Annotated in this window: 9 protein-coding genes and 1 tRNA gene; 5 read left to right on the top strand and 5 right to left on the bottom strand. The window is 65.8% G+C overall.

All coding sequences use genetic code 11. The features are described from left to right. Positions 1 to 41 precede the first annotated feature (41 nt). From EK403_RS06500 to EK403_RS06485, 4 genes are all read right to left on the bottom strand, one after another. Entirely contained in the window at positions 42 to 746 is a 705-nt protein-coding gene (locus EK403_RS06500; protein ID WP_128776676.1) for a class I SAM-dependent methyltransferase, read from the bottom strand. A 654-nt stretch (positions 747 to 1,400) separates the two neighbouring features. Beyond that, positions 1,401 to 2,822, bottom strand: a complete 1,422-nt coding sequence (locus tag EK403_RS06495; protein ID WP_128776675.1) for a mannose-1-phosphate guanylyltransferase/mannose-6-phosphate isomerase — start codon at positions 2,820 to 2,822, stop codon at positions 1,401 to 1,403. An 86-nt stretch (positions 2,823 to 2,908) separates the two neighbouring features. Next, positions 2,909 to 4,408, bottom strand: a complete 1,500-nt coding sequence (locus EK403_RS06490) for a phosphomannomutase/phosphoglucomutase (RefSeq protein WP_128776716.1) — start codon at positions 4,406 to 4,408, stop codon at positions 2,909 to 2,911. Positions 4,409 to 4,495: 87 nt separating this feature from the next. Beyond that, positions 4,496 to 5,050 (bottom strand): class I SAM-dependent methyltransferase, encoded by a 555-nt coding sequence (locus EK403_RS06485; RefSeq protein ID WP_128776674.1) that lies wholly within the window; start codon positions 5,048 to 5,050, stop codon positions 4,496 to 4,498. Positions 5,051 to 5,303: 253 nt separating this feature from the next. Between EK403_RS06485 and gmd the strand changes: the two genes are divergently transcribed. Together gmd and fcl are read left to right on the top strand one after the other, a co-directional pair. Beyond that, complete coding sequence (gene gmd, locus EK403_RS06480; RefSeq protein WP_128776673.1) at positions 5,304 to 6,392, top strand: GDP-mannose 4,6-dehydratase; 1,089 nt, start codon at positions 5,304 to 5,306, stop codon at positions 6,390 to 6,392. Further along, positions 6,370 to 7,356, top strand: a complete 987-nt coding sequence (gene fcl / locus EK403_RS06475; protein WP_128776672.1) for a GDP-L-fucose synthase — start codon at positions 6,370 to 6,372, stop codon at positions 7,354 to 7,356. The genes gmd and fcl overlap by 23 nt, the downstream gene beginning before the upstream one ends. A gap of 272 nt (positions 7,357 to 7,628) precedes the next feature. Here the strand turns inward: fcl and EK403_RS06470 are convergent. Beyond that, positions 7,629 to 7,704 (bottom strand) — tRNA-Ile (locus EK403_RS06470). Positions 7,705 to 7,857: 153 nt separating this feature from the next. Between EK403_RS06470 and EK403_RS06465 the strand changes: the two genes are divergently transcribed. From EK403_RS06465 to EK403_RS06455, 3 genes are all read left to right on the top strand, one after another. Beyond that, the gene (locus EK403_RS06465; RefSeq protein WP_128776671.1) at positions 7,858 to 9,435 is read left to right on the top strand and encodes an ABC transporter substrate-binding protein; all 1,578 of its coding nucleotides are present in this window, start codon (positions 7,858 to 7,860) and stop codon (positions 9,433 to 9,435) included. 223 nt (positions 9,436 to 9,658) lie between these two features. Next, positions 9,659 to 10,606, top strand: a complete 948-nt coding sequence (locus EK403_RS06460) for an ABC transporter permease (RefSeq protein WP_128776715.1) — start codon at positions 9,659 to 9,661, stop codon at positions 10,604 to 10,606. Continuing rightward, positions 10,603 to 11,547, top strand: a 945-nt coding sequence (locus EK403_RS06455) for an ABC transporter permease (RefSeq protein WP_164919514.1), incomplete at its 3' end; no start/stop codon positions are given. The genes EK403_RS06460 and EK403_RS06455, both read left to right, overlap by 4 nt.

Genomic DNA, 11,547 nt, shown 5'->3' with positions numbered 1-11,547 from the left:
CGTCCAAGCCGACTCACGAAACATAGAATCACGAATTATTCTCATTGTAGCGGCGACTGATAGAAAAACACCGTTCCTCCCGTGACCTTGCTGTGATCTTCTGCCGGGATTCGGTATCGATCGAGATCAGCGCGCGAGAAACGCGCAAGCATTGGAAACTTTGGATTGATGACGCCTCGCAGTTCAGCTAGCGCGTGGGGAAAGTCGACCGATCCGAATACGCGCATATGGTCAGCTTGACCAAAAGCCTTTTCCCTTTCGAGGGTCGAAAGCCCTGGATCGAGGTTCTCGCGGGTGATCGATCCGCTAAACGGGACGGTGAAGATGTGGATGCCGCCCGGATTAAGTAATTTGTCCAGCTTCGAGACCACAAGCAGCGGATTGCACGGTACATGTTCAAGAACATGATTGTGCAATATGTAGTCAAACGTTCCGATGTCGTACTCGTCCGCGCATAGGTTAAGCTTATGCGTTGGCGCGTGGTCGAACGCGTATCTTGTTGGATCGAAATCGCACGCATAATAACCAGCCCCAAAATGCCGGGCCAAGACTGCGCTCAATCCCTTTTCAGGAGCAAGGTGAAGCACACGACGATCACGAATGTCAAAAATCCCAGTGATCTTCATGGCAAGAAAGCTGGCGCGCGTCCGGGCCTTCGAACGACATTTTGTGCACTCTTCTAATTTTCGCCCACGGAAATCGGTGAAATTCGTCCCTTCGCAGATCACGCAATAATATTTCACCATATAAACTCCGATAAGGCGGCAACGTTCCAAGCGGCCCCGAACGTCCCTCGGTGACCGAGCGCGGAAGAGCGATACGCCGCGAGCGACCCGCCATTCAGAAGCAATAGCCTAAATCATGACGAGCGCCAATGTTGATGCACAAGAATTTAGATCTAACAATATTGTCCTACCAACGTGCGATCGAAAATGACGTCGATTTTATGTAATTGAACGAGAAAGGCAAGCTACGCGCCGATTCCTTCGGCAATCCTCCTGTTCGCTGATGCAGCAGATCGCCGCGACCTGCGCGGTATGTGTGAGTCACACGGTGCGATACTGTTACTCCTCCTCCCCGGCAAGGGCAAGAAATTGAGAGCGCTCTGGATGGCCGGCCAAGTGCTGACGGGGCTGGGTGGCCGGCGAGGCCGGCCGGTGGTGCGCCTGGGGGGCTCCGTAGCCCGCTGTCGTCGCCATGCCGCCGTCGGCGCCCTTGGCTGCCGCTGCGCCACGACGATTTGTCAGTCTGGCGCCTCGTCCGTGACATCGTTCAGACCACACATGGTTCGGAGACGCTTGCGCCGCCCCTTGCGTAACGGCGTCCCGCCGAGACCCCAGGAACCCCGGCCTCAATCCGCTGACAGGAAACGATCTTCCCGCGCCTGCAAATAACGCTCTTTATTCAACCCCATGATCGTCCATATATCGGATTATATCGTCTTCGCTAAGATGAGATCCAGTTTGTACTTCAATCAATTGCAGTGGAACGACCCCTGGATTTTCTAGCCGATGAACGGCGCCGAGCGGGATATGAACTGCCTCGTTTTCGCGTACGAGGCTGACTTCGCCATCGACCGTGACGAGGGCGGCGCCTTGCACCACTACCCAGTGCTCCGACCGATGGACATGGCTCTGCAGCGAGAGCTTGCGCTTGGGCTTCACCGTGATGCGTTTCACCTGGAAGCGCTCGCCCTGGTCGATGACCTGATAGGAGCCCCACGGCCGGTGCGCGAGCGACGCCTGGGTCGCCATCGGCTCCTGCTTCGCCGCGAGCTCGGCGACGAGCTCCTTCACCTTGTCGGCGTTGTCCCGCGTCGTGACGAGCACGGCGTCCTGAGTCGCGACGACCACGGCGTCGTGCATCCCGACGATTGCGGTGAGATGCTTGTCTGACCGGACGTAACTGTTGGAACTGCCGAAGGCCGCGCTCGGACCGACGAGCGTGTTGCCGCTCGCGTCGCGTGGGGAGATCTCCCATAGCGCCGACCAGCTTCCGACGTCCGACCAGGAGAACGAGACCGAGGCCACGGCCGCGTGCGGGGTCTTCTCCATCACCGCATAGTCGATCGACGTGGCTTCGGCCTCGGCGAAGCTCGCTGGATCGAGCCGCTGGAAGACGAGGTCGGCGACCGCCTTGTCGGCGGACGCGATCGCGGGCCCGGCCGTGCCCGGCGCGAGCCGTGTCAGCTCGGCGAGCAGCGTGCGCGCGAGGCTCAGGAAATTGCCGGAGTTCCAGTAGCAGCCCTCGGCCACGAGCTTCTCGGCGGCGGGCCGCGCGGGCTTTTCGATGAACGACTCGACCAGCGAGACGCCGGGCGCCCCGGCGACCGCGGCGCCCACACGGATATAGCCATAGCGCGAAGTCGGTTCGGTCGGCTTCAGCCCGAAAGTCACGATCTTTCCGGCGAGCGCCGCCGGCAGACCGGCGTCGACGGCTGCCAAAAACTCCTCGGTCTCTCCGATCACATGGTCGGAGGCGAGGATCAGGACGGGCGCGTCCGGATTGCGCAGTTCCGCGAGCCGAGCGGCCGCGCCGACAGCGGCGGCGGAGTCCCGCCGGCACGGCTCCAGCGCGATGGTCGGCCGCACGCCGATGTCCTCGAGCTGCTCGGAGACGATGAAGCGGTGGGCGTCGTTGGCGATGATGATGGGGTCGTCGAAGCGGGCGGGGTCGGAGACCCGCAGGGCCGTGTCCTGAAGCAGCGTCCTATCGCCCGAGAGCGGCAGGAACTGCTTTGGGTAGCTCTCGCGCGAGGCAGGCCAAAGCCGCGTGCCCGTGCCGCCGCACAGGATGATTGGTATGATCTTCACGTCCGCCATGCCGTGCCGTTTTTGGTCTTTCGTTCGCCCCCCCTGAAGCAGCAGGGCGGAAAGATCAATACCGGGCCGGGACGCGTCGGCCCGGTTCAGATCGTCTGGTTGTAGGCCCCGACCTGCGGATGGGTGCGCAACAGCGCGTCGACGGCCTGGAACGTCTCGCGCATCCGCGCCTCGGAGACCGGGCTCTCGATCACGACCACCAGCTCGGGCTTGTTCGAAGAGGCGCGCACGAGGCCCCAGGTCCCGTCGGCTGTCGTCAGCCGCACCCCGTTGACGGTGAAGAGCGTCTCGATCGTATCGCCGGCCACGGGCTCGCCCTTGCGCTTCATCTCCTCGAACGCCGCCGTCACGCTGGCCACGACCGCGTATTTCTCCTCGTCGGCGCAATGCGCCGACATGGTCGGGGTTCCCCAGGTCTTGGGCAGCGCGCGGCGAAGATCGGCCATTGACTTGTCGGGATTGCGATCGAGCATGTCGCACACCGCGAAGGCCGAGAGCAGCCCGTCGTCGTAGCCGTAGCCGATAGGCCTGTTGAAGAAGAAATGGCCGGATTTCTCGAAGCCAGCGAGCGCGCCGAGCTCGTTGACGCGACGCTTGATGTAGGAGTGCCCGGTCTTCCAGTAGTCGGTCCTCGCGCCCTGCGCGAGCAGCACCGGGTCGGTCCTGTAGAGGCCGGTCGACTTCACGTCGACCACGAAGGTCGCTCCCGGAGTGACCGCCGACATGTCGCGGGCGAGCATCACCCCGACCTTGTCGGCGAAGATCTCCTCGCCCTCGTCGTCCACCACGCCGCACCGGTCGCCGTCGCCGTCGAAGCCGAAGCCGACTTCCGCCTTGTGCTCCAGCACCGCGTCGCGGATGGCGTGCAGCATTTTCATGTCTTCGGGGTTCGGATTGTGGCGCGGGAAGCTGTGGTCGAGCTCCGCGTCGAGCGGCACAACCTCGCAGCCGAGCCGCTCCAGCGCCTTGATCGCGAAGGCGCCGGCCGTGCCGTTGCCGCAGGCTGCTACGACCTTGATGGCGCGCTTGAGCTTCGGCCGGTCAAGCATGGCTCCGAGATAGAGCTCGGCAAAGTTCTCCTCATAGCTGTACGACCCGCCGCTTTTCAGACGGAACTCGCCATTCAGGACGATTTCCTTCAGCCGGCTCATCTCGACCGGTCCAAAGGTCATTGGCCGTTCGACGCCCATTTTGACGCCGGTCCAGCCATTTTCGTTGTGAGAAGCCGTCACCATCGCCACGCAGGGCACATCGAGTGCGAACTGCGCGAAATAGGCCATTGGCGAGAGCGCAAGCCCGATGTCGCGCACCCGGACGCCCGCGGCCATCAGGCCAGCCACAATGGCGAGCTTGATCGAGAGCGAGTAGCTCCGAAAATCGTGTCCGGCGACGATCTCCGGCCTCACGCCGCTCTCATGGATCAGCGTGCCGAGCCCCAGGCCGACCGCCTGGGCGCCCATCAGGTTCAGTTCCTGGCCGAACAGCCAACGCGCGTCGTATTCGCGGAAGCCCGTAGGCTTAACCAGAGGAAGCGATTCGTAGTCGCGTGTATTGGGCGATAGAAACGGCAGGGGCTTCGGGAATATTCGCGATGCGATCAACCGTTGGTCCCTTTGATGAGGGCGTGGCCCGCCCGCGCCGCGCGCGGGCCATTTGACCGGTCGGGCGTCGCGTCAGCGAACGCCTTCGATGTTAAGGCTGACGAGCGTGCCGTTCGTTTTATCCATGTGGGGCAGATAGGCTTGGCTGTAGTCGTCGAGGGCTGAATGCTCGGTCTCGCGCCAGTCCCACCCGCGCACCGTGGAGAAGCCGACGGACTTCAGCCGCTGGGTGAGGCTTTCCCCGTCGAACGCGACCTTATGATAGTCGTACTCGTCCTTCTGCCCGCCCACGATCAGGCCCATGACCTCGTCGAGGCCGTTCTGAAGCCGGCCCAAGACGTAAAGCTTCGCCACTGCCTCGAAATTTGGCACTGCGAGACGAAGGACGCCGCCCGGCTTCAGAACACGATACCACTCCGCCAGTATTCGATTGATCTCATAACGACCGAAATGTTCGAGAACATGGCACGCGTAAATCATCTCGACAGACTGGTCTTTGGCAAAGGGCAGGATGTCGACCGGCCCCCGAACGTCAACGTGAGGAAAATCTAGAGCGTCGACATGAAGAAAGCCAGGAATATATTTCGGACCGCACCCAAGATGAAGCTTTAACGACGCCTCCGTCATTTGGTCTCCCGCCTGTTGTGCGACTTGCATAATCAGTGGGGGAGGGCGCCTGTCAAGCGTAGCGCAGCAAGCGATCCTCGCGTCCCGGCGGCGGTGGCGGACTCATGCCGGTCGGCTTTCGAACCGTCGCAGGATCCGACCACATCCGCTTGTTCCGGGGCTTCCGCCGTGATAATCGGGCAACTTCGTGCTGCAGCGCCTCAAACGAGTGTATGTCGTGTAGCGCCCCACTGCGAGGCTAGAGGTCGTGCATATGGATCAAGGTTCCTCCCGCAGGGTGGCCTTAATCACTGGCGCGACAGGCCAGGACGGAGCCTATCTTTCTGAGCTTCTACTTTCGAAAGGCTACTTCGTACACGCGGTCAAGCGTCGGTCTTCTTCTTTTAACACTGGCCGCATCGATCATCTGGTGCAAGACCCTCATGACCGCAATCAGCGCTTCGTGCTCCATTATGGCGATATGACGGATTCGACGAACCTGATCCGTATCGTTCAGCAGACCCAGCCGCACGAGATTTACAACCTGGCCGCCCAGAGCCACGTCCAGGTCAGCTTCGAGACCGCGGAATACACCGCGAACGCCGACGCGGTCGGCGCGCTCCGCCTGCTCGAGGCGATCCGCATCCTCGGCCTCGAAAAGCACAGTCGCTTCTATCAGGCCTCGACGTCCGAGCTTTACGGCAAGGTGCAGGAGGTCCCGCAGAGCGAGACGACGCCGTTCTACCCGCGCTCGCCCTACGCGGCCGCGAAGCTTTACGCCTACTGGATCGTGGTGAACTACCGCGAGGCCTACGGCATGCACGCTTCGAACGGCATCCTGTTCAACCATGAGAGCCCGCTGCGCGGCGAGACCTTCGTCACCCGCAAGATCACGCGAGCCGTGGCGGCGATCAAGCTAGGGCTGCAGGACAAGCTCTATCTCGGCAACCTGGACGCCAAACGCGACTGGGGCCATGCGCGCGAATATGTCCGCGGGATGTGGCTCATGCTGCAGCAGGACGAGCCCGACGACTACGTGCTTGCGACCGGCGAGACGACCGAGGTGCGGGCCTTCGTCCAGCAGGCGTTCGAGGAGGTCGGCGTCATGATCGAGTGGAGCGGTTCCGGGGTCGCCGAGCAGGGCCGCGACTGCAAGACCGGCAGGGTGCTGGTCGAGGTCGATCCGCGCTACTTCCGCCCGACCGAGGTCGATCTTCTGATCGGCGATCCGTCCAAGGCTGCCCGCAAGCTCGGCTGGACGCACGAGACCAAATGGCGTGATCTCTGCGCCGAAATGGTCCATCACGACCTCGTCGCGATCAAATCCGAGCAGCGCGTCAATGTCGGCAGGGACACTCTATAGCCTCAAGGGCAAGCGGGTCTGGGTCGCCGGCCATCGCGGCATGGTCGGGGCGGCGCTCGTGCGCCGTCTTGGAAGCGAGGATTGCGAAATCCTGGTCTCGGAGCGCGCCGAGGTCGACCTCACGCGCCAGGAGCAGGTCGAACGCTGGGTCGCCGACAGGCGTCCGGACGCCGTGATCGTCGCGGCCGCGAAGGTCGGCGGCATCCTGGCGAACGACACCTATCCGGCCGATTTCCTCTACATCAACCTGATGATCGAGGCGAACATCGTCGACGCCTCCTTCAGGGCGAGCGTCGAGAAGCTGCTGTTCCTCGGATCGAGCTGCATCTATCCGCGCATGGCGGCCCAGCCGATCGAGGAAAGCGCGCTGCTGACGGGCCCTCTCGAGCCGACCAACGAAGCCTACGCCATCGCCAAGATCGCGGGAATCAAGCTCGCGCAGGCCTACCGGCGCCAGCATGGCGTCGACTACATCTCGGCCATGCCGACCAATCTCTACGGGCCGGGCGACAATTTCGACCTGCTTTCCAGCCACGTGCTCCCGGCCCTGCTGCGCAAGGCCCATATGGCGAAGGTCACGGGCGCGCCGTCCTTCGAGATCTGGGGCACCGGCTCGCCGCTTCGTGAGTTCCTGCATGTCGACGACTGCGCCGACGCGCTGATCTTCCTGCTCGGCCGCTATTCGGACTTCGAGCATGTGAACGTCGGATCGGGCTCCGACCTCTCGATCCTTTCGCTCGCGCAGCTGGTCGCCGAGACGGTCGGGTTCAATGGCGAGATCGTTCTCGACCGGACCAAGCCCGACGGCACGCCAAGAAAACTGATGAGCGCCGACAAGCTGCTCGGCCTTGGTTGGGCGCCGCGCATCCCTTTGCGTGAGGGCGTCAAATCTGTCTACGACTGGTGCCTGAAGACCGGCGTGCTGAGCGACAGCCGTAGCCCGTCCGAAGAACGATCCGTTTGAACGGTCCAACGGCCGATCTTGCCCCGGACTCTGGGCCGGTGGGAAGAAGAACCGGAGAGAAAGCCAGTCTGGATTGAGATCCCGCTCCGGCCCGAGCTTCGCGTCGGATCGAGCCGCCGGCCGTTCGATCAGATGGTCAAGCGACAGGAGGCCGAGGATGAGGGCCGGCCGTCAAGGCCGGGCGCACGCCGCGAATCGCGTTTCGTTGCGGATATCGTTGCAACAGCCGCGGTCGGACTTCATCGCAGCGGCGTTAATTGATTGAGAACACATGGTGGGCCCGGCAGGACTTGAACCTGCAACCAGACCGTTATGAGCGGTCGGCTCTAACCATTGAGCTACAGGCCCCCGCGACAGCCATACGCCGAGGCGTGGCCGCTTGTCATCGCCCTTCCGCCCCCGTCCGACCCTGACGATGCGCGGCCGCGCGCCATAACCGGACGGGATGGGCGGCGCTTCCGAGCGCCGCGTCGCGGCGAATGGGGCGGCAGGAGGAGGCGGATGGGGCGATTGGGAGCGACGGCGCTCGGCGCCTTCGGCCTGCTCGGGGCCTCCGTCGCAGGCCTCGTCGCGCTCGCGCCGGGGCGCGCCGCCATTCCCGGCGACACGTTGGTGGTCGGCCAGCTCGCCGAGCCCAAGGGGCTCGACCCCGCGACCGTCACGGGCGCGAACGATTTCCGCATCCTGACCCAGATCTTCGAAGGGCTGACCCGCTACCGGCCGGGAACGCTCGAGGTCGAGCCCGCGCTCGCCGAGAGCTGGGAGATCCGCGACGGCGGCCGGACCTACGAGGTCCGCCTGAGGCCCGGCGTGCGCTTCCACGACGGGACGCCGTTCGACGCCGAGGCCGTAAAGTTCAATCTCGATCGGATGCTCGACCCGAAGCATCCGCAGGCGGGCACGGGACCATTTCCGCTCGCGCATTTCTTCTCCGCGGTGAAGCGGGTCGAGATCGTGGAGCCGCTCGTCGTGCGGCTCAGGCTCGACGAGCCTCACGCGCCGCTGCTCGCCAATCTCGCCTATCCAGCCGGGCTGATGGTGTCGCCGGCGGCGGTCCGCCGGCTCGGCAAGGGGTTTTCGCGCGCGCCGGTCGGGACCGGGCCGTTCCGCTTCGTCGCCTGGGAGAGCGAGCGGCAGGTGAGGCTCGAGGCGAATGCGGACTATCGGGAGGGGCGGCCGAGACTGAGGGCCGTCGTGTTCCGCCCGATCGCCGACGCCAATGCCCGCGCGAGCGAGATGCTCGCGGGCGGGCTCGACCTGATGGTCGAGATCGCGCCCGACAGCGTGGCGACGTTCCGCGAAGATCCGCGCTTCGCGCTGCACGAGGCCGCGGGACCGCATCTCTGGTTCCTGATCCTCAACGCCCGCGAAGGGCCGCTGAAGGATCGGCGGGCGCGGCAGGCGGTGAACTATGCGATCGACAAACGGGCGATCGTCGACCACGTGCTGTCCGGGATCGCGACCGTCCCGGCGGGGCCGATCTCCGCCGCCTTCGGGCCGGCGAGCGATCCGGAGCTGAAGCCCTATCCGCATGATCCCGGGAAGGCGCGGGCGCTGCTGAGGGAGGCCGGCGCCGAGGGAGCGGAGGTCACGCTGCTCGCCTCGGACGGCGGCTCCGGCATGCTGGAGCCGATCGCGATGGCGACCGCGATCCAGTCCGATCTCGCCAAGGCGGGGCTGAAAGCGCGGATCGAAACCTTCGAGTGGAACGCCTATCTGGCGCGGGTCAATGGCGGGCTGAAGCAGGCGGCGGCCGCCGAGATGGCCTGGATGACGAGCGACCCCGACACGCTGCCCTCGCTCGCGCTGAAGGGCTCCGCGACGCCGGAGAAGGGCGGCTTCAACGCCGGCGGCTATGAGAACCCGGAGCTCGACCGCCTGCTCGACGACGCCCGCGCCGAACAGGACCCCGAAGCGCGCGCCGCGCTCTATCGGCGGGTCGACCGCCTCGTCCATGACGAGGCGCCCTGGGCGCTGGTCGCGAGCTGGAAGCAGACCGCGGCGACACGGAAAGAGGTGACGGGCTTTTCTCTGCAGCCCTCCTTCCTGCTCGACCTGCGGGGGGTGGCGAAGCAATGACATCGCCGCCCAGTCCGATGCTGAGGCCCCGGCCGAGGCTCCGCCGCTTCACCTCTCCCCGGCGGGGAGCGGTCGGCCCGCAGGGCCGGGTGAGGGGGCCTTGCCCTTTCCGGATAGCTCCGCTCCCCCTCAACCGCTCGGCTCCGCCTCGCGACCTCTCCCCACCGGGGAGAGGTGAAGACGCGCGTGTCCCGGCGGGCGAATCTTGCAGCAGGTCGTCCGCGTGACGGCCTACGCGCTGCGCCGCCTCGCGCTCGCCGTGCCAGTGCTGGTCGGGGTCTCGGTCGTCGTGTTCCTGACGATCTCGCTGATCGCCGGCGCCCCGGCGCTCGCGATCCTCGGGACCTTCGCGACGCCCGAGACGGTCGCGCGGCTGAACGCCGATCTCGGCCTCGACCGGCCCCTGCCCATCCGCTACGTCGTGTGGCTGAAGGGCGTGCTGACCGGCGACCTCGGCCGCTCCTACACGCTCGGCCGCCCGGTCGCCGACGAGGTGCTGGAGCGGCTCTGGCCGACGCTCATTCTCGCCTCCGCCGCGCTGGCTTTAAGCGTCGCCTTCGGGATCGCGGCGGGCGTCGTCTCGGCGGTCCGCCAGAACAAGCTGACCGACGGCGCGATCCGCATCGTCCTGCTGGTCGGGATCTCCACGCCGTCCTTCTTCCTCGGCATCATGCTGATCCAATGGCTCTCGGTCCGGCTCGGCTGGTTCCCGACCGGCGGCATGGTCTCGCTGTTCGGCGGCCAGGGCTTTTTCGACCTCGCCCACCACCTCGTGCTGCCGGCGGTCACCCTCGCGGTGGTCGCGACCGCGATCGTCGGCCGGCTGATGCGCGCCGCGATGCTCGAGGCGCTCAGGCAGGATTTCGTGCGCACCGCCCGCGCCCAGGGGCTCGCTGAGGAGCGCGTGATCGGCGTCCATGCGCTGAAGAACGCCGCGGCCGCGATCACGCCCGTGATCGGGCTGCAGGCCGGCTATGTGCTGGGCGGCGCGGTCTATGTCGAGACCGTGTTCCAGTGGCCCGGCGTCGGCCGCATGCTGGTCGAGGCGATCGGCCGGCGCGACGTCCTCCTCGTGCAGGGCGGCGTGCTCGTGATCGCTGCGCTCTACGTGCTGATCAACGTCGCGACCGACCTCGCCCAGGCCGCGCTCGACCCGAGGATCAAGACATGACGGCCGCCGGGGCGATCGCCGGAGCCGTAGGTCGGGAACGGGCCGTCGGGCGCCTTATCCGCCAGCCGCTGGCGGCCGCCGGGCTCGCGATCGTCGCGGCCTTCCTGTTCGTCGCGATCGCGGCGCCCATCCTGCCGATCCCCGCCCCCGACCTCGCCGCGCCCGCCGAACGGCTCCATCCCCCCTTGTCCGGCCAAGGCCTGCTCGGCACGGACCAGCTCGGCCGCGACGTGCTTTCGCGGGTCATCTGGGGACTGCGCGTCAGTCTCGCGGTCGGCGCCGCGGCGACCCTCGCAGCAGCCTTCGTTGGCTCCACGATCGGGCTCGTCGCGGCCTTCTACGGCCGGCTCGTCGACGGCGCGCTGATGCGGCTCGTCGACGTGCTGATGGCCTTTCCCTACCTGCTGCTCGCGCTCGCCGTCGTCGCCGCGCTCGGGCCCGGGCTGACCAACGCCGCGCTCGCAATCGCGATCGTCAACGTGCCGTTCTTCGCGCGCGCCGTCCGCGGCGCGGCGCTCGGCGTCGTCGGCCGGGACTATGTCGACGCCGCGCGGATGGCGGGGCTCTCGGACCTCCGCATCCTCGCGACCGAGATCCTGCCCAATGTCGCGCCGCTGATCGTGGTGACGGCCGCCACGACCATGGGCTGGATGATCCTCGAGACCGCGGGCCTGTCCTTCCTCGGGCTCGGCGCGCAGCCGCCGCAGGCCGATCTCGGTTCGATGCTCGGCGACGGCCGCAAGGTGCTGGCCTCCGCGCCTCATGTCGCGGCGGCGCCGGGCGTCGCGACCTTCTTGCTGGTGGTCGGGCTCAATCTGCTCGGCGACGGCCTGCGCGACCTGCTCGACCCGCGCATGGCCGACGGCCGCGACGCCCCGGGGCCGGCGACCCGGGTGGAGCGGGAGGCGCAAGATGGCGGGGCGGCTTCTCACCTCTCCCCA

This window comes from Hansschlegelia zhihuaiae (assembly GCF_004103825.1).
GTDB classification, from domain to species: Bacteria; Pseudomonadota; Alphaproteobacteria; order Rhizobiales; family Methylopilaceae; genus Methylopila; species Methylopila zhihuaiae.
This window is presented reverse-complemented; position numbering and strand designations above follow the sequence as displayed.

Excerpts from the sequence above, each read along its gene's own strand:
- EK403_RS06495 (WP_128776675.1), bottom strand. The coding sequence starts at position 2,822 with ATGGCGGACGTGAAGATCATACCAATCATCCTGTGCGGCGGCACGGGC.
- gmd (WP_128776673.1), top strand. The coding sequence starts at position 5,304 with ATGGATCAAGGTTCCTCCCGCAGGGTGGCCTTAATCACTGGCGCGACA.
- EK403_RS06485 (WP_128776674.1), bottom strand. The coding sequence starts at position 5,050 with ATGACGGAGGCGTCGTTAAAGCTTCATCTTGGGTGCGGTCCGAAATAT.
- EK403_RS06500 (WP_128776676.1), bottom strand. The coding sequence starts at position 746 with ATGGTGAAATATTATTGCGTGATCTGCGAAGGGACGAATTTCACCGAT.
- fcl (WP_128776672.1), top strand. The coding sequence starts at position 6,370 with ATGTCGGCAGGGACACTCTATAGCCTCAAGGGCAAGCGGGTCTGGGTC.
- EK403_RS06465 (WP_128776671.1), top strand. The coding sequence starts at position 7,858 with ATGGGGCGATTGGGAGCGACGGCGCTCGGCGCCTTCGGCCTGCTCGGG.